General features: G+C 64.9%; 18 protein-coding genes. 5 read left to right on the top strand and 13 right to left on the bottom strand.

What is annotated here, in order from left to right; genetic code table 11:
* Positions 1 to 7: 7 nt before the first annotated feature.
* The 3 genes from JM664_RS09695 to JM664_RS09685 are packed head-to-tail and all read right to left on the bottom strand — an operon-like array spanning position 8 to position 4,052.
* Positions 8 to 1,576, bottom strand: coding sequence for an ABC transporter substrate-binding protein (locus JM664_RS09695; protein ID WP_227419699.1), 1,569 nt, complete (start codon positions 1,574 to 1,576; stop codon positions 8 to 10).
* Positions 1,577 to 1,602: 26 nt separating this feature from the next.
* Positions 1,603 to 3,297, bottom strand: coding sequence for a M28 family peptidase (locus JM664_RS09690; RefSeq protein WP_227419698.1), 1,695 nt, complete (start codon positions 3,295 to 3,297; stop codon positions 1,603 to 1,605).
* An 8-nt stretch (positions 3,298 to 3,305) separates the two neighbouring features.
* Positions 3,306 to 4,052 (bottom strand): GntR family transcriptional regulator, encoded by a 747-nt coding sequence (locus JM664_RS09685; RefSeq protein ID WP_227419697.1) that lies wholly within the window; start codon positions 4,050 to 4,052, stop codon positions 3,306 to 3,308.
* Positions 4,053 to 4,429: 377 nt separating this feature from the next.
* On the opposite strand from JM664_RS09685, the gene JM664_RS09680 reads away from it, so the two are divergent.
* The 4 genes from JM664_RS09680 (at position 4,430) to JM664_RS09665 (ending at position 7,807) form a co-directional block, all read left to right on the top strand.
* Positions 4,430 to 5,548 carry a M20 family metallopeptidase gene (locus tag JM664_RS09680; RefSeq protein ID WP_227419696.1) on the top strand — a complete coding sequence of 373 codons (1,119 nt, stop codon included), beginning with the start codon at positions 4,430 to 4,432 and terminating at the stop codon, positions 5,546 to 5,548.
* A gap of 525 nt (positions 5,549 to 6,073) precedes the next feature.
* Positions 6,074 to 6,280, top strand: a complete 207-nt coding sequence (locus JM664_RS09675; protein ID WP_227419695.1) for a cold-shock protein — start codon at positions 6,074 to 6,076, stop codon at positions 6,278 to 6,280.
* Entirely contained in the window at positions 6,240 to 6,737 is a 498-nt protein-coding gene (locus JM664_RS09670) for a hypothetical protein (protein ID WP_227419694.1), read from the top strand. Before JM664_RS09675 ends, JM664_RS09670 begins: the two co-directional genes overlap by 41 nt.
* 32 nt (positions 6,738 to 6,769) lie before the next feature.
* A complete protein-coding gene (locus tag JM664_RS09665; protein WP_227419960.1) occupies positions 6,770 to 7,807 on the top strand; it encodes a fatty acid desaturase in 1,038 nt (345 codons plus the stop codon).
* Between the two features lie 274 nt (positions 7,808 to 8,081).
* Here JM664_RS09665 and JM664_RS09660 read toward each other — a convergent pair whose 3' ends face one another.
* The 3 genes from JM664_RS09660 to JM664_RS09650 are packed head-to-tail and all read right to left on the bottom strand — an operon-like array spanning position 8,082 to position 9,846.
* On the bottom strand, positions 8,082 to 8,477 hold the full coding sequence (locus tag JM664_RS09660; protein ID WP_227419693.1) for a TadE/TadG family type IV pilus assembly protein: 396 nt from the start codon (positions 8,475 to 8,477) through the stop codon (positions 8,082 to 8,084).
* The gene (locus JM664_RS09655; RefSeq protein ID WP_227419692.1) at positions 8,474 to 8,908 is read right to left on the bottom strand and encodes a TadE/TadG family type IV pilus assembly protein; all 435 of its coding nucleotides are present in this window, start codon (positions 8,906 to 8,908) and stop codon (positions 8,474 to 8,476) included. Before JM664_RS09655 ends, JM664_RS09660 begins: the two co-directional genes overlap by 4 nt.
* Positions 8,905 to 9,846: an AAA family ATPase gene (locus JM664_RS09650; protein WP_227419691.1), complete on the bottom strand. Its 942-nt coding sequence runs from the start codon at positions 9,844 to 9,846 to the stop codon at positions 8,905 to 8,907. Before JM664_RS09650 ends, JM664_RS09655 begins: the two co-directional genes overlap by 4 nt.
* 45 nt (positions 9,847 to 9,891) lie before the next feature.
* Here JM664_RS09650 and JM664_RS09645 point away from each other — a divergent pair, with 45 nt between their 5' ends.
* On the top strand, positions 9,892 to 10,185 hold the full coding sequence (locus JM664_RS09645; RefSeq protein ID WP_227419690.1) for a hypothetical protein: 294 nt from the start codon (positions 9,892 to 9,894) through the stop codon (positions 10,183 to 10,185).
* Positions 10,186 to 10,279: 94 nt separating this feature from the next.
* Here the strand turns inward: JM664_RS09645 and cpaB are convergent, their stop codons facing one another.
* The 7 genes from cpaB to JM664_RS09610 form a co-directional block, all read right to left on the bottom strand.
* Complete coding sequence (cpaB, locus tag JM664_RS09640) at positions 10,280 to 11,200, bottom strand: Flp pilus assembly protein CpaB (RefSeq protein WP_227419689.1); 921 nt, start codon at positions 11,198 to 11,200, stop codon at positions 10,280 to 10,282.
* A 12-nt stretch (positions 11,201 to 11,212) separates the two neighbouring features.
* Positions 11,213 to 11,707, bottom strand: a complete 495-nt coding sequence (locus JM664_RS09635; protein ID WP_227419688.1) for a prepilin peptidase — start codon at positions 11,705 to 11,707, stop codon at positions 11,213 to 11,215.
* 11 nt (positions 11,708 to 11,718) lie between these two features.
* Entirely contained in the window at positions 11,719 to 13,011 is a 1,293-nt protein-coding gene (locus JM664_RS09630; protein WP_227419959.1) for a pilus assembly protein TadG-related protein, read from the bottom strand.
* Positions 13,012 to 13,013: 2 nt separating this feature from the next.
* Positions 13,014 to 13,994, bottom strand: a complete 981-nt coding sequence (locus JM664_RS09625; RefSeq protein ID WP_227419687.1) for a type II secretion system F family protein — start codon at positions 13,992 to 13,994, stop codon at positions 13,014 to 13,016.
* A 10-nt stretch (positions 13,995 to 14,004) separates the two neighbouring features.
* Positions 14,005 to 14,985, bottom strand: coding sequence for a type II secretion system F family protein (locus JM664_RS18860; protein WP_227419686.1), 981 nt, complete (start codon positions 14,983 to 14,985; stop codon positions 14,005 to 14,007).
* Positions 14,982 to 16,322, bottom strand: a complete 1,341-nt coding sequence (locus JM664_RS09615) for a CpaF family protein (protein WP_227419685.1) — start codon at positions 16,320 to 16,322, stop codon at positions 14,982 to 14,984. The genes JM664_RS18860 and JM664_RS09615 overlap by 4 nt, the downstream gene beginning before the upstream one ends.
* A 248-nt stretch (positions 16,323 to 16,570) precedes the next feature.
* Positions 16,571 to 16,744: a Flp family type IVb pilin gene (locus JM664_RS09610; RefSeq protein ID WP_227419684.1), complete on the bottom strand. Its 174-nt coding sequence runs from the start codon at positions 16,742 to 16,744 to the stop codon at positions 16,571 to 16,573.
* Positions 16,745 to 16,747: the final 3 nt, after the last annotated feature.

The following is a 16,747-nucleotide window of genomic DNA, read 5'->3' as shown; positions in this document are numbered from 1 at the left end:
TCTCCGCCTATTGCTTCGAGATCAGGTGCGACCAGGCCAGCGCGTCGCGGTACCCCGCCTCGGGGAAGCGTTCGACGGCCGTGCTCAGCGCCTGGATCTCGTCCGGGTAGACCGTGAAGACGTTGGGCTGGTCCTCGTGCATGATCTGCTGGACCTGCTTGTAGAGCTCCGCCCGTTCGGCCCGGTCCCGTGCCGTCGCGCCCTCGTTGAGCAGCCGGTCGATCTCGGGGTTCTCGTACTGCCAGGAGTTAGCGAGCGAGTCCGAAAGGTAGAAGTTCGCCACGCCGTCCGGATCGGGCGGAGTGATAAGGTAGTTCGGGTTGGTCTCGTAATCCGGCGGGTCCTGCCGGATTCGGGTGACGATCGCTCGATACTCGGACGTCTCGAAGTCGACCTCGACCCCGAGCTGGCCCCATTGCTGCTGAGCGACCAGCGCGGTGCGGGCCCGCGTCGGGTTGGACGGATCATAGAGCATCGTGAAGCTTAGCCGCTCACCGTCCTTGGCCCTGACGCCGTCGTTGCCCATGACCCACCCGGCCTCGTCGAGCAGCGCCGCGGCCGCGTCGGGATCGAACGGCAGAGGCTCGATCGTTTCGTCGTGAGCCCAGCCCATCGTCGGCGGGAACGGCCCAGTTGCCACCTGGCCGCGTCCGGCGAAGATGGCCTGCAGCAGCTGCTCGCGGTCGAGGCCCATGGTCAGCGCGCGGCGCACCGCCGGGTCCGACAGCGCCCCGACGTCGTTGTTCAGCGCGATGAACTCGTGCCGGGTGATAGGCACCGACTGAATCTGGATTGCCGAATTGCCTTCGACCGACTCAAGCTGGAACGGCTCGATCACGACGAGATCGATCTCACCCGACTGCAGCATCGAGAGCTGCGCGTTGGCGTCTGGCACCACACGGAATGTCATTGCGTCGAGGTACGGAGCGCCGTCGAAGTAATCCTCGTTCGCCTCGAGCTGGACGTAGGAGCCGGGGCTGTACTCGGCGAACTCGAAGGGGCCCGTGCCGATCGGGTTCTGCAGGAACTCCGACGGGTTGACCATCTCCTGCGGGCTAAGATCGCCCAGCAGGTGCTCGGGCAGGATCATCGCGTTGTAGCCCAGAAGCACCGGCAGCGACGGCTGGGGCTGCGAGAGCTTCACCTCGACGGTCAGATCGTCGACCTTGGTCGCCTCTTCGATAAGTCGGAAGTTGTTCGCGAGGTAGAACGGCACGTCCGGGTTCGTCCACACGTCGTTGATCGTGTAGACGACGTCGTCGGCATTGAACGGCTCGCCGTCGTGCCAGGTCACGCCGTCACGCAACGTGAAGGTGTAGGTCATCCCGTCGTCCGACACCTCCCAGCTTTCGGCGAGGTCGCCAACCGGCTCCAGCGTTTCGAGGTCATAGCGGACGAGCGCGCTGTAGACCGCCTTGTTCACGAGGATGTTGTAGAGGCCTCCGGCGACCGGCCAGATCTGCGGGTCGTCGTTGATGGGCAGGCTGAACGTACCTCCGCTGGTCTGCTCCTGCGCCGGCAGAGTAACCGGTGCAAGACAGGCGAGGGCCGCGCAGGTAGCGGCTAATCTTCTCATGTCAGATCCTTTCCCTTTGGACTTGTTCATGCTTCGCACGCTTCGACGGCGCGCTTGATCTCGTGGTTCACCATGTTGCGGTTGCGCACGAGACGGTTCAGGAGGAACCCGTAATCGTCGGATTCCGGGTCGAGCGACGGCAGCTTCTTGGCGGCCGCGAGGCTGGGAAACTCCGGCAGCGGCATCGCCGGATCGTGATCGAAGCGGTTGCCGTAGGTGAACCTCAGGGTCGTGAGGGCGTGCGAGACGGTCTTGATGGCCTTGTTCGCCCTGTCTGCAGGCAGCGACCTGACCGCAGGCAGCGCGTCCGCCAGGCGATCGAGGCTCGTGGTTACCGACGAAAGATCGATGTGGGAGCCTGCCTCGCCCGCGATGCCGTCGAGCTGAGACTTCAGCTCCGCCACCTGCGCCTCGAGATCGAGGGGCAGGACCTCATCCTGCGTCAGGCGCAGGAGCGAGTGCGCGTAGATGCGCGTGTCCTTCTCCAGCACCTCGCGATCCGCCTTGTCGAGAAGGTCCTCCTCGGCATGCCACCACCAGCCCATGCCGCAGCCGCCGACCGCGGCGCGCTGGCCCTCGGGCCGGTTCGAGAGGAGCATGTAGAGCGACGGCAGCCCGACGCCCCAGAAGGACTGGTCGCCGGCGCGCAGCGGCCGGTCGATGGCGGGCGTCTGCCCCGTCAGCTCGACCACTGCATCGGTGACGATCCGGGCGGTTTCGGGAACGGCCGTGACTTCGGAATAGTCCGTGGCGCCAAGCGAGCCGGGGGAGTCGATGTTGATGTAGGCCACGCAGTTCTCATCGAGATCCTGCCAGTGATTGTCGGCGTACCAGGTCGAGCCCGAATAGCGGCCCGTGGAATGGCCGACCCACCAGGCGACGCGCACCCCCCGCCGGAGCTTCGACTGGTGCTTCTTGAGGACGCGCGCCAGCTCCATGCACGAGACGTTGCCGGTGGCGTTGTCTGTCGCGCCATAGTGCCAGGAGTCGATGTGGCCGGCGACGAGGACGAAGTCCTTCTCCTTTCCGGGGATGTCGGTGACAGGCATCTTCACGGTCCTCCAGCCGGTCTCGGTGACCGAATGGAGCGTCGCCGTGACTTCGCCCTTGTCGATCGCGGCGCGCAGGCGCAGCCCATCATTGTGCTTGATCGAGATGATCGGAAAGCTCGGGATGTTGCCTGCGGTCTCCGGCGTGGGGGTGCCCCAGACAGGGGTCACGATGCCCTCGTGGATCACGTCCTCGTCGCTGGGCCACATGTGGATGTAGCCCAGCGCGCCGGCCTTCTTGGCGGCGAGCATCGTAGCGCGCGAGCCGCTTTCACTGATTACGATCTTGCCGCCCACTGTCTCGGGAGTAATCAGGTTCACGGCGTTGTCGGCCTTGAACATGTTGGTGCCGCCCTGGATCGACACCAGGCCACCGGAGACACCTTCGTCAGGCGTGTTGGCGCTGAAGGCGCGCGTCTTGGCCGGGATCTGCACCTTCTCGCCGTCGATCCGCACCTCGAGCCCGCCCGAGATGGGGTGGGAGATGTAGGCGCGGTATTCGTGCACCGTCACCGGCAGGCCCCAGCCCTCGAGCACCGAGCGCACGTAGTCGACGGCGGCGAACTCGCCCTCCGTGCCGGTCGTGCGGTCCCACTCGCACAGCTTTTCCAGATGGGGCCACATCTGCTCCGCCGAAATGTCGTTCAGGAGCTCCGCCTTCAGGTCGCTCATGCTACTCCTCATCTGCTCAAGGTGACGTTGTATTCGTAAAGGTCGCTGCGGATCGCGCAGTCGACGTATTCCACCGGCCGGTCGAACTCGACGAAAGCCGTGCGCCGGATCCAGAGGATCGGCGCCGCCGGAGAGATCTGCAGCAGCTCGCACTCGCCCGCGTCGGGCAGACGGGCGCCGATCGTGTCCTCACCGTAGATGATGTGCAGTTGCCGCTTGCGCTCGATCAGCTGGTACAGAGGCCCCGAGAAATCGTCTTCGGGATCGAGGCCGACGGATTCCGGGATGTAGTTGTTGATGATCGCGAAGGGCGATCCGACGATATCGCGCACGCGGACGAGGTGCAGGACGCGCTCGTCGCGTGGGAGCTCGAGCTTCTCGCGGATGGCGGGGCTTGCAGTGATGAATTTCGCCGACATCGTTCGCGCGTTGGTGGCGACACCTTGCACCCGCAGATCGTCCGTGAGGCCACGCAGCATTGCACTCCGCACCGGGGCCTGTGCGCGGATGACGATCGTGCCGACACCCGCCCTGGATTTGAGCAGTCCTTCCGTGGTCAGCGCCTGAATGGCATTTCGCACGGTGGCGCGGCTGACGTTGTAGGAGCGAGACAGCTCATGCTCGGTCGGGACTTTCTGACCCACCGGATATTGGCCCGCCGCGATCCGGGTCCGAAGCACGGATGCCAGCTGCCGGTAGAGCGGGAGCGGAGCTTTGGGTTCGGTCAGGATAGGCCGCTCACTTTGTTCGTACATCTGGACGCAACGGGAGGAAGCCCCGGGCAGTCGGCTTCAATGCGCCGGTGGAATCAGCGTTGAGTCAACCCCTGCCGGCCGTATCCGCGTGGAATTAGAAGACTGCGCCTAAAAATTATATTGTTCGTACATTTGAATTTTCTCGGGTCACGACGGCCGTGCCGGTGGCTAGCGAAGGTCGATGCGTGGAACGGCAAAATGCGCTTGCGCGTCCCGGTCAGGCGCGTCTCTCTGTCAGCGCATTCGTGTTCCCGCGCAGGCCGATCCCTCTTTGCAGGAGCCGAAGTCGCGGGAGCTGGGGCAGTAAGTACCGCTTGTGTGATGTCACAGCGCCGATCAGGAACTGAAGTGAAACATCGGACGAAAGTGGAGACGGCATGACGAAGACCGCGGCGGAACTGCTCAATGGCATCCGAGGCTGGGTCGAGATCGAGAGCCATACGCCCGACCTCGAGGGGCTGGCGCGCCTCGCTGACCGCGTGACGCAGGAGTACGAGGCATTCGGCGCCGAAGTCGAGCGGGTGACGGGCCGCGATGGGTACGGCGACCACCTCGTCGTTCGGGCGCCATGGGCGCGACGCGAGAACGTGCCAGGCATCCTGATCCTCAGCCACATCGACACGGTCCACCCGCGCGGCACGATCCGGAAGATGCCCTTCCGTCTCGAAGGAGATGTCGCCTACGGGCCCGGCATCTATGACATGAAAGGGGGCGCATACATTGCGATGGATGCCGTGGCCGCCGTCGCGGCAAACGGAGGAGCGCCATTGCCCGTGACGCATCTCTTCGTCTCGGACGAGGAGGTCGGCAGCCCGACGTCCCGCGATCTGATCGAGTCGCTTGCTCGGGGCGCGAGATACGTCCTGGTAACTGAGCCCGCGCGCGAGGGAGGGCGGATCGTCACCGCACGCAAGGGCACGATGCGCTACACGGTGCGGACGTTCGGCCGGCCGTCCCATTCGGGAACGCGGCATCAGGATGGACGGAGCGCAATCGCCGAGATCGCCCGCATCGCGCTCAAGTTCCACGCGCTGACCGACTACGACCGTGGCATCACCTGCAACGTCGGCGAAATTGGAGGGGGAACCGGCGTGAACGTGGTGCCCGCCGAGGCGTGGGCCGCCATCGACGTCCGCGTTCCCGACGCCGCTGCGACCGCCGAGATCGAGGCTTTCGTCGCCTCGCTCGAACCGGAGGAGCCGGAGGTGACGATCGAGGTTGAGGGTGGCCTGAACCGTCCAGCCTATGAAGCATCCGCGGGCGGAACGGCGCTCTTCGAGCACGCGCGCAAACGCGCCGCAGAGCTTGGCTTCGAACTTGAGGGCCTCAAGACCGGCGGTGGCAGTGACGGGAACTTCACCGCGACGCTCGCGCCAACGCTCGACGGGCTCGGCGTCGACGGCCAAGGCGCCCACACGCTTCACGAACAGCTCTATGTCTCGTCGCTCGAACCGAGGCGCGACCTGTTGCGGCGCTTGATCGAGACGCTGGAATGAGGACTGGCGAACTGACGTCTCGGCGGGTATCAGGGATGGAGCGAGGTACGGAACGTGCTCGCCAGCGGCGAAGGTCTCGCACGAGCTCAAGAGCTGGAGGTTTCCGGTCGAGAGAGAGGATCGGACCTGATGTCCAGGATGAGGCTGACCGGGCAAGGCCGAGGGACGCTTGAGGCGGAACGCTCTTCGTATCGGGCGGTGCGGACGAGAAAGCGGTTGCGAGGCAGCCTCGTCGACTGAATTTCCCGCGAGCTGTCCCGCCGCCGCCGTGCTCGCTGGATGGCCCGCCACTTCGGTCCCTACGCCGTCTTGGACGCGATGAGGACCCAGCGCCGGCGCCCCGGATCCTCCGCTTATTCCGCGTCGCCCCTTGCTCTTTGCGAGGCGAACTCCATTTCGTACGTTGCGACGTTATTCTTTTTCGAACCTCTGCCTCCGTTGACCCGGCTCTCAGTTGATCGATCCAGACCGACAAGCCGGGCTGCCGCACCCTGCGGGCAGCATCTCAGACAGGAGGCCGCGGATATGGCCAACGGCACCGTGAAATGGTTCAATGACACCAAAGGCTTCGGCTTCATCGCGCCCGAAAGCGGCGGCAAGGATGTGTTCGTTCACGCCTCCGCCCTCGAGCGGGCTGGCCTTACCGGCCTCGCCGATGGGCAGAAGGTGACCTACGATGTGGAGTCGGGCCGTGACGGCCGCGATTCCGCAGCAAATCTCGCCCTCGCATGACCAATTGATCCGGGGCGGGCTTCATTCGTCCCGGGTCTTCCCGCTCCGGGGCTTCCGGGTCAAAGCCTTTCCGGTCCATGAGAGCGGTTTTTCCCGGATCCGCAACAGCCCTTGGCTGGAGATCGGGAACAAGCGCCCGACGGTATCTTCCTTGCAGGCTGGCGGCCGATCTCGCCTGCGTGTGGCAGCGGCTTTGATCCCCGGTTCATCGAAAGACACTTGTATGCAGAACAAGCACACTCTCTTCCGTCCGTCGAAGATCGAGTCCAAGGCGGACGCTACCACGAAGATCGTGAAAGACATCTCTGAAGCCGAGACCGCCGCGCGGCATAAAAAGACTGCGAGACTTCGCGCCGCGCGGGAAGAGCGGGACGCCTCCGAAGCAGCGCAGAGAGCTGCCGCTCCCAAGGCAAAGCCGCGGAAGAAGTCCGTGGCGAAGGCGCCGTCCAAGAGCTGACGGAGCCAACATTGATTTACGACGCCATCGCGATCCCCAACTCGGGCACTCGCGCACAGTCTCGTTCCGCATACGAAGCACAGGATGCCCGCATCTGGGTCCGTGTCCTGGGGCGCTACCGCGAACCGCTTCAACTGCGGAGTGCGCTGGAACTGCTCGTCACTCTCGTCCCGTTCGTCGCGCTCTGGGCGCTGGCCTGGTCGAGCCTATCCGTCAGCTATTCACTAGCGGTGGCACTCGCTGTCCTGAACGGCGGCTTTCTCGTCCGGCTCTTCGCGATCCAGCACGACTGCGGACACGGCTCCTTCTTCAAGAGCCGGACCGCCAATGACTGGATGGGCCGCGCGCTCGGGGTCCTGACCCTGACGCCATACGCCGTCTGGCGGCGGACCCATTCCGTCCACCACGCCTCTTCCGGCAATCTCGACAAGCGAGGGATGGGCGACGTGCTGACGCTGACCGTGGCCGAGTATAGGGCCCTCTCGCCCCTCGGGCGGCTGCGCTACCGTCTCTATCGGCATCCGCTGGTCCTGTTTGGGCTCGGCCCGTCTTATCTGTTCCTGGTGCAGAACCGGCTGCCGCTGGGGCTGACGCGATCTGGCTGGACCTACTGGGCCAGCGCGATGGGCACGAACCTGATGCTGCTACTGGCCTTGGGAGCGGTCGGCTACGCGGGAGGGGCTTCCCCGCTCCTGCTCGTCTTTCTCCCGACGACGATCGTCGCAGCCTCGATTGGCGTCTGGCTCTTCTATGTGCAGCATCAGTTCGAGGAGACGAGTTGGGATTCTGATCCCGAGTGGCAGCTCCACGACGCGGCGCTGCATGGCAGCTCGCACTACGTCCTTCCAGGTGTCCTGCGTTGGTTCACTGCCAACATCGGTGTGCATCACGTGCACCACCTCCAGAGTCGCGTCCCGTTCTACCGCCTGCCGGAGATCCTGCGCGACCATCCCGAACTGAACGAGGCGCAACGGCTCACTCTCGGCGAGAGCCTGAAAACCGTCAGGTTGCAGCTCTGGGACAACCGTAGCCGACGGCTCGTCTCTTTTGCGGAGGCCACGTCCCTCTGATCGGCGCGCGAGCCTCACAGCAGTCGATCAAGGATCGTCCCCCAGGTGAACGACCAAATCCGAAAGGCGAGCACGACGTGCTCGCCTCGATCGGTCCGATCACTTGCGCTTTTTCTCTCCAAGCGACACCGGCCCGGTTGCAGCAGAACCCGCGATTGCCGAGACCTTTGGCTTCTCCTGCTTGGGTTTCTTCGCTTCCTTGTTTCCGCGCCTACTGTTGCCTTTTCCCATCACGACCTCACGTAGCGAAGGTTCCGCGTTCGGCGGTATGGTCTCAGCCAGGCAGAGCAATGCGGCGAGTTGAACTGATGGTCAGGTTCCGGCCGAGCGGCGCAGGCAGAAGAAGCTGCATCTCGAAGTCTAGCGAAACGAGCCGGTAGGCTGTTCCGGCGACTGTCTCGGTTGCGTATCTGACGGTGATCTGTTCCGGCTGACCCGCATGAAAACCGCTGTGGATCGCCTCCTCCAGCATGGTGCCATTCGCCGACGGATCAATCATGATTGCCCGTTGTGCGCGATCGGCGGCCGCGTCGAGAGCGTTGCGGATGTGAAGCCCCCGGCCGAACTCGACGAGCCCGAGCAGCAGCAGGATGAACGGCAGCCCGATAATCGCGAACTCCAGGGCGGCTGCCCCGCTCCTGTCGAAGAGAAGCCTCGGCAAGCTCTTCATCGTACCTGGACGGAGGCGGCGCGCGTGAGGTCTCGGGCAGGCAGCAGGATGCCGAGATAGGCGCGAACGCCCTTGATGTCGTAAAAAATAGCGGTCGGGAGACTGCCGCCACATGTCGTGGAGCACGACGTGGGGGTGCCCGAAGACTCGGGGCAGGCGCAAAAGCGGTCAACCGTCCAGGTTGTAACCTGCTGTCCGCTGCCGGTGGCGTCGACCGCGGCAAGAACAGCTTCCACCCTGGTCTCGCCGGGATCGCGCAAGGCCGCTTCGGCGCCGTTGCGAAGGGCTTGATCGATCTCGAATGATTCGTGGACCGCCAGTCCGATGTCCGCAGTCGACAGCACCGCGAGCACCAGCACCGGCGCAATGATGGCGAACTCCACGCTCGCGCTGCCGCTGACGGGATCGCGTCGACGACGGCTGAGGTTCATCGCCGCCTCCGGCCGAGAAGCCGTCCAACGACGCCTCTTCGCACCGGCTTTCTGCGACTGTTCTCGTCGATACCAGTCATCCGCGACGCAAGTGCCGCGATGGCTACCGCTGCCTCCGATCTTGGGGATGCTTCGACCATCAGGCGGCCCGACATCTCGGCCGAAGCCGCAGTCGCGTCGAAGGGAATCGTGGCGGGCGCTCGGACGCCGAGAATCCGGACGTAGTCGTCCACCGAGACTTGCGGCTTTCCCCGTAGCGGCATTCGGCTGAGTATGATCTCCGGCAGTGCGTCGTTCGGACGCATCTTCTGGATCATCTCGAGAAGCGTGCGGGAGTTGCGAAGCGACGGCAGATCCGCAGTCGCGACGACGCCCACGCGATCGGCCGACGACAATGCTTCGGCGATCCAAGGGGACCAGCCGTGCGGCAGATCGAGTATGACGAACCGAGCGAGGCGTCGGGCTTGGTCGACGAGGTGGCGCATTATCCCCAGATCGGGTGCGGTCAACTGATCCAGCCTGTCGGGCGCGGTCAGCACGCCGAGACGCTTCTCGCGCCAATGAACAAGACGTTCCAACAGATCGTGATCGAGATTCTCTCGCTCTCTCACGGCATCTGCGAAGCCTTGAGGGCTCGTGATATCGAATTGCAGGGCTGCGGTGCCAAATCCGAGGTTCGCGTCGATCAGCAGAGTCGTCGCCTCGAATTTTCGGCTGAGGGTCGACGCGACATTGTGCGCGACCGTCGAGGCCCCGGTGCCGCCCCGGGCGCCCACGAACGCCAGGACGAGGCCGAGTTCTTTTTCGTCGGTTTCCGCGAAGATCGACAGGATGGAATCGAGCAGGTGAAGCGGGCCGAACGGCTGCACGATGTAGTCGCTCACGCCCAACTTGATCAGTCGCCGATAAAGGCTGATGTCATTGCGCGATCCGATCACCACCAGCCGCGCGTCTGGCGGACAGCACTCGGCGAGCGCCTCTACGTGCCACTGCAGCTGATCGGCCGATCCACTGTCCTCGACCAGGATGAGATTGGCGGCCGGCTGCTCGCGGTATCGCTCGATAGCCTCCGAGAAGCCGCCGCGGTGGACGGCGAACTCGCTGCGAACGGCACGCCGGTCTCCGGCGGCGCGGCCGAGGACCTCCGCGATCTCGTCGCTCTGCACGAAAGCGTCGATGCGGATCCGCGGCAGCATGAGCCGCGGCTCGGGGATATCGACGAGATCGTCGGGGCTATCCCACGTCAGTGGCGATGCGGGAACAACCGGGGCGGATAGTCCGGTCAGACGATCGTCGACGCGGACGTCGCCTGTCTCGAGGCAGCTCCCTGCCGGGTCTTCGGCGTGCTCGCGAAGACGCATTTCTCGTGCGTTAGCCATCGACGCCTCCTTTGACAGCGGCGAGAACGGTCCGCGGCACGCCGGCGGAGATGATCGTGACCTCGCGCTGGCGCGGCCCCGCTTCGGCGACGTCGCCTGTATCATTGCGTACAACGAGTTCCGGCAGCAGCGCCGGCGCCGCCCCCTCGAGCATCGCGAGATCGCCGATACCGCTCAGGCCGAAATCATCGGCGGCGCGGAGCGCCAAGGCAAGCTGCCCTGAGGCCGCCGCGGCCATGAGAATCTCGGCTTGTTCTGGCGTCACCTCAAGCGTCGCTGTGCTTCCGATCAGGGTAGACCCGCCGCTGGCGCCAGCCGTCGCCTCCGGGACCTCACTTTCGACCAGCGCGCCTTCGTCGAAGGTCGTCTGCCCGATCGCCAGGACCCTGACATTGGTCAGAATCGTCCGTGTCGTGCCGGTCGCGGTTCCGTCGCCGTCGATGTCGCGTACGACAGTGTGGAGGACATCCACCCGGTCGTTCGGCAGCACGAAGCCGCCCGCGGTCTTGTCATCGCTGATCGGCACGCCCAGCCCGCGCATCCCCGGCTGCAGGACCATCGACAGAAAACCGCCGGCATTCTCGGACAGGTGCTGCGACCTGATCGGCTCACCGGCATAGAGGTTCGAGCGAAGCACGCGCCCCGTCAACGTGTCCGGCGCGCCCGGCTGTTCCTCTTCGAGGATCATCCCGGAGCTCACCCGGTCTGCGGGCCAGGCCGTCCAGATCAGGTGCGACCGGTCGATTCTCGCGCCGCGGGTCAGGTCCACGGTCGGCGTCAGCACATCGACCTTCGGCTCCTCGAGGATGACGGTCTCCGGCTCCGGCAGTTCGCGCCAGGTGGCTTGCAGCGCCAGCCAGCCGGCCCCGCCGCCGGCGACAATGGCAATCATGACGATGGCGAGGCGCATCATTGGAGGTTCTCCTTAAGCCTGGGACAGCATCGTCAGCGTCGCCACGACACCAGCGGGTGCCATCGCGACTGCGTAGGGGACCGAGATGGCGTCGGCGTTGAGACGTTCCTGCCACCGCAGTCCAACAAGGGCCTGCGCGGCGGCCGAGCGACTCAGGATCACGAGGCTCGCCGCCAGGACCGCACCGAACACTGCGGTGGCGAGAACAAAGACCAGCGTCGCCTCCAGGCCGAGCCACAGCGCGGCGGCAGCTGCGAGCTTGGCGTCGCCGCCACCGAGTAGACCCAGCTCGAACATCGTCCAGGTCACGATCAGGGTCGTGGCGCCCGCAAGGAACGCCGCCGGCAAGGCGCCCACGCCCGGCCCGAGCAGCCACACGGCGAACGGGCCCATCCCGGCCATTGCAAGCGTCAAGCGGTTCGGGATCCGGAGATCGGCAGCGTCGCAATACGCCGCCCATCCGAGAAAGCCGAGAAATACGACTGAAAAAATCCACGATTCGATCATCGGCACGTCTCCTATTCCACCAGAGCGATGATCTCGCCCACCGGGATTCGCCGGGTGCCTGCTGCCGAGCAATCGACATTGAGCGACGAATTGCCCGTGAAGGTGACGCGCCGCGTGACGATCTGCGTGCACCCGTAGGTCCCGCTGAAGTTTCCGCTGTAGCTGAGGTCGCTTGAGGAGAGGTAAACGGCGCCATTGAGGGTCGACCCTGCGTTACCGTTGATACTATGCGAGAGGCCGACATCGTCGCGATCGCTGTAGAACAGGATCCCGGAGAAAGGTCCCGAGGTCGGCGCCGACAGGTCGAGCGTCGCGCTGCCGTTGAAGGCCATTTCGGCGCCGTTGGTCAGGAAGAAGGTGACACCGCTGCCCGTGACGTAAGCCGAGGCATTGATCCGAAAGGTACCGCCATCGACGATGTAAAGACCGGGAGAGAACGTGACGTCGCCCTTGAGCTCCAGGCCGCCGCAGTATCGGCGCAGCGGCATGCCGAGCGGATGCGTCTCATGCGGAGTGACGGTAATCGTCTTGTTGTTGCTACCGACGCTGCTGTCCGAGCACGTGCCGATGTTCATCGGCTCCGCGAGATCGGCATAGGGGTCCCTGATCGCCGGCGACTGCGTGTGGGGCGAGGTGCAGGCCGTCAGGTTGAGACCGCTCGTCGCGCTTACTCCGCCGACGCTGTGGACACATCCCGCTGTCAGTTCGACCTTGCCGCCTTGCATCAGGAACGCATCGTAAGCATTTGAATTTGTTGCTACGTCGCAGCCGTCGAATATGACCTCCGACGAACCGCCCACCGTGATCGCCCCACCGACGGTCGGGTCGAGGGTGAGCAGGCAGGCGTTCCCGCCACCGCGAACTTCCGCCACGGCCCGAGCCGAAATCTCCACAGGCTCGGTCGTGTAGATCAGGGTGAAAAAGCGCGTCTGCTGCCGCTTCACGACGACCTCCACGGCCTTCGCGCTGCCGGCGCGGCTGCCGGTGGCCGGCGGATGCGCCAGGGCGAGCGTGTCGTCGCCGGTGCGGAAGTCGCTCGCCTCGGCGATCTTGCCGGCGGCGGCCACCATCTCGGCATTGCCGCGGCCCGACCGCAACTGCACGGCGGCAGCGTAGGCAGCGAGGTCGCTCGCCTGCTGCAGCTTGCGGTGGCTCAGATACCAGTAGCCGGCCTCGGCACCGAGGGCCATGCCGCCCACCAGCACGGGGAACGCGATGGCCGCCATTACCGCGATAGCGCCGTTCGTATCGCCTGTGAAACGATGCAATGTCCGCCGGAACTTGAAGATTGCGCGGGCCACCATCGTCAATCCTGCATGATCTGGATGATTGCCGGCGTCATGATCACCGCGAATAGAACGGGCAGGAAGAACAGGATCATCGGTACCGTCAGCTTGGGCGGCAGAGCAGCGGCCTTCTTCTCGGCCGCCGCCATGCGAAGCGACCGGCTCTCCTTCGACAGCACGCGCAGAGCCTGGCCGACAGGCGTTCCATACTTCTCTGACTGGATCAGGCTGGTGACGACCGAGCGGACCTCCTCGACATCGACCCGCGTGGCGAGCCGACGATAAGCCTGCTGCCGATCGGGCAGGTAGGAGAGCTCGGCGGTGGTGAGCGAGAGCTCCTCGCTCAAGACCAGGCTCTGGACCGCGATCTCCTCGGCGACCCTGCGGAATCCGGCTTCGATCGTCATGCCCGACTCGACGCAGATCAACAGCAGGTCCATCGCGTCCGGCCAGTTGCGCCTGACCTCGGTCTGCCGTTTCTGCAGCCGGTTCTTGAGCAGGACGATCGGCCCGTACCACCCGGCGAAGGCTGCGACCGCGGCGATCAGGGCCCGCAGTACGACACTGATGTCGAGAATGAGCGCCGAGTAGAACGCCGCGGCCGCACCGAAGCCGAGGGCCAGGATGACCCGCATCGCCGTCACCTTGATCGCGGCTGCTGGACCGCGATACCCGGCCTGGTGTATCAGCCTCTGCGTCTGCGGGTTCTGGATCAGCCGGCCGAGATTGAGACGCTTGACGATGGTGGTGTAGAGCCGCCTCGGCGCGGCGTGACGCAGGTTGATCACCGCATCGCCGCTCGTGGCGCGAGCCTTGGCCGCCATGTCGCGCATGTGCCGTTCCGCGCCCGCCGCACGCGCCATGCGTTGCCGCTGCTGCTGCCGCTCGAGGAGCGGCCAGGACAGAGCCGTCACGGTCGATATCGCGGAAACCGCTGCGATCAGCGGCGCGAGCCGAGCAGGATTGTCGAGAACCCCGTAGACGATATCCAGAAGATCCATCGGCCGCCCCTCAGTAGTCGAACGCGATCATCTTGCGCATCACGAAGACGCCGATCAGCATCCAGATCGCCGACGCGACCAGGACCACGTTGCCGATGGCTTCGGTGAAAAGCAGCGAGATATAGGCAGGGCTCGTGATGTAGACGAGCGTCGCGACGACGACCGGCAGCGCGGCGATGATCGCGCCAGAGGCCTTTGCCTCGGAGCTCATCGAGCCGATCTTGGCACGCAACTGCACCCGGGCCCTTAGTACCGAGACGAGGTTGTCGAGCGATTCCGCGAGCCGTCCGCCGGTCTTGGTCTGCAGCCCGATGACGATCGCGAAGAAGTTCGCCTCCGTGAGCGGGACGCGGTCCGCGAGCCGGTCGACCGCCTCGGCGATCGGCACGCCGTGGCCTTGCTGCTCCACCATGCGTGCGAATTCCGAACCGAGCGGGTCGGGGACCTCGCGCGAGACGATCCGCAAGCAATCGTTGAGCGGCAGTCCCGACTTCACACCGCGGACGATGATGTCGAGCGCGTTCGGGAAGTCCTTCTCCATCGCCTTTTTCCGCCGCGCGCGACGGACGCGCAGGAAGATGAGGAACAGGCCCGGTCCGGTTGCCAGGCCGAACAGGCCCGCGGCAATCTGGGAAAGGCCTGCAAGACGAGCGCCGCTGCCGAGAGACAACGCGAGTATGGCCACGACCACCGGGACCATCCAGACCGGCCAGAGCAGACCCGCTTGCTGGAGGGCGAAGCGGAACGAAAGTCCCTTGCCAGTCCGGCGCCGACGCACCATCGCACTTGCGTTGCGCAGCACCTCGTCCTCAGCATTGCCGACGCGCCGCCTGTCGATGCTGACGGAAGGCGCATGGCACTGGAGCCGGCGATAGCGCCGCTCCCGCTCTGCTGCATGCCCGGAGAAGATCGACCAGATCGCGGCGGAAACGGCCACCACGACCAGCCCCGCTATCAGGAACGGGATCAGCGCCGGGTCGAGTTTGGTCACCGGCCTACTCCAAGCTGATGCCTGTCGTGATCCATTGCGCGTCGTTCGTCCCGCCGGTCGGAAGCGTCCAAGGCGTCGAGAAGGCGCTTATCCTCGCCGTAGTAGCGCGCGCGCTCCCAGAAGTAGGGGCGCCCGTTGCCATTCGACCGATGCTCGCCAAGGATGATGCCGCGCGCGTCTTCGCCCGTGATCTCGTAGAGGAAGAGGTCTTGCGTCGTGATGACGTCCCCCTCCATCCCTACCACCTCCGTGATGTGGGTGATGACCCGGCGACCGTCGCGGAGCCTCGCCGCCTGAACTATGACGTCGATCGACGATACCATCATCTCGCGCACGGTCTTCGACTGCAGGTTGAAGCCACCGATCGAGATCATCGATTCCAGTCGCGCCAGCGCCTCGCGGGGACTGTTGGCGTGCAGCGTGCCCATAGAGCCGTCATGGCCGGTGTTCATCGCCTGCAGGAGGTCGAACGCTTCGGGGCCGCGCACCTCGCCGACGATGATCCGCTCGGGCCGCATCCTGAGGCAGTTCTTGACCAGGTCGCGCATCGTTACCTCGCCTTCGCCCTCGAGGTTGCGCGGCCGGGTCTCAAGTCGCACGACATGCGGCTGCTGCAACTGCAGTTCGGCCGAATCCTCGCAGGTGACGATTCGCTCGTCATGGTCGATCGAGGCGGTGAGGCAGTTCAGCAGCGTCGTCTTTCCTGAGCCGGTGCCTCCCGAGATCAGCACATTGCAACGGATCCGGCCGATGATCTTCAGGATCTCGGCGCCCTCATGCGAGATCGATCCGAACCTGACCAGATGGTCCAGCGTCAGCTTGTCGCGCTTGAACTTGCGGATCGTGAGCGTCGGACCGTCGATCGCCAGCGGCGGCGCGATCACGTTGACCCGGCTCCCGTCGGGCAAACGAGCGTCGCAGATCGGCGAGCTCTCGTCGACGCGTCGGCCGACGGCGCTGACGATACGCTGGCAGATGTTGAGCAACTGCTCGTCGCTGTCGAAGCGGATGTCGGTCTCCTGGGTCTTGCCGTTCACCTCGATGAAGACCCGGCCGGCGCCGTTAACCATGATGTCGGCAATGTCGTCGCGGTCGAGCAGCGGCTGCAGCGGCCCGTAGCCCAGCACCTGGTTGGCGATGTCGGTGACGATCCGGGCACGGTCCGCGCTGGCGACGCCGATCTGCCGCTCGTCGATGATCTCGGTCAGGATCGCCGCGATTTCACTGCGTGCGTGCTCCGGCTCGAGTTTCGAGAGCGCGGGCAGGTCGATCTGATCGACCAGCGCGGAGAAGAGCTGCTGCTTTAGCGACTTGAAGAGGTCGGCCTCAGTGTCCACGCGCCGAGACGACTGCTGCACTGGGACACTTGGGCGCGCAATTTCGGCAACCGCCGCCGGCCCCGTGGCGTGAGCCCTCTCGGCGTCAATCGGCGCTACTTCGACGCGCTCCGCAGAAGCCCGCTCCCGCGAAAGTACAGCGGCCTCTCTCCGGCGTCCGAATCCCGCAGTTCGTTGCAGCATTAACCTTGCCTTGGCGAAAGGTGGATCGGCCGGCGAAATGCCGGCCGATTCAGCGAAGATCAAAATTAGCTGGGGGTCGGGGCCAGCGCGGCTGCGATCTGGTCGAACACACCTTCCAGAGCGGGACCGGCAATTGCGATCGCAGCGATGATCACGATCGAGATTCCGCCGGCGATCAGGCCGTACTCGATGGCGGTGGCGCCACTGTCGTTGCGGGCAAACTTGTGGATTAGCTTCATGTC

It is taken from the genome of Roseitranquillus sediminis (assembly GCF_016918935.1).
In the GTDB taxonomy this organism is placed as follows: Bacteria; Pseudomonadota; Alphaproteobacteria; order Rhodobacterales; family Rhodobacteraceae; genus Roseitranquillus; species Roseitranquillus sediminis.
The sequence above is the reverse complement of the archived record's forward strand: the minus strand, read 5'-3'. Positions and strand labels throughout refer to the sequence as shown.

Bases quoted from the DNA above. Each gene is read 5' to 3' on its own strand.
- JM664_RS09690 (WP_227419698.1), bottom strand. From the start codon at position 3,297: ATGAGCGACCTGAAGGCGGAGCTCCTGAACGACATTTCGGCGGAGCAG.
- JM664_RS09695 (WP_227419699.1), bottom strand. From the start codon at position 1,576: ATGAGAAGATTAGCCGCTACCTGCGCGGCCCTCGCCTGTCTTGCACCG.
- JM664_RS09685 (WP_227419697.1), bottom strand. From the start codon at position 4,052: ATGTACGAACAAAGTGAGCGGCCTATCCTGACCGAACCCAAAGCTCCG.
- JM664_RS09625 (WP_227419687.1), bottom strand. From the start codon at position 13,994: ATGGATCTTCTGGATATCGTCTACGGGGTTCTCGACAATCCTGCTCGG.
- cpaB (WP_227419689.1), bottom strand. From the start codon at position 11,200: ATGATGCGCCTCGCCATCGTCATGATTGCCATTGTCGCCGGCGGCGGG.
- JM664_RS09630 (WP_227419959.1), bottom strand. From the start codon at position 13,011: ATGGTGGCCCGCGCAATCTTCAAGTTCCGGCGGACATTGCATCGTTTC.
- JM664_RS09655 (WP_227419692.1), bottom strand. From the start codon at position 8,908: ATGAACCTCAGCCGTCGTCGACGCGATCCCGTCAGCGGCAGCGCGAGC.
- JM664_RS09675 (WP_227419695.1), top strand. From the start codon at position 6,074: ATGGCCAACGGCACCGTGAAATGGTTCAATGACACCAAAGGCTTCGGC.
- JM664_RS09610 (WP_227419684.1), bottom strand. From the start codon at position 16,744: ATGAAGCTAATCCACAAGTTTGCCCGCAACGACAGTGGCGCCACCGCC.
- JM664_RS09635 (WP_227419688.1), bottom strand. From the start codon at position 11,707: ATGATCGAATCGTGGATTTTTTCAGTCGTATTTCTCGGCTTTCTCGGA.
- JM664_RS09680 (WP_227419696.1), top strand. From the start codon at position 4,430: ATGACGAAGACCGCGGCGGAACTGCTCAATGGCATCCGAGGCTGGGTC.
- JM664_RS09660 (WP_227419693.1), bottom strand. From the start codon at position 8,477: ATGAAGAGCTTGCCGAGGCTTCTCTTCGACAGGAGCGGGGCAGCCGCC.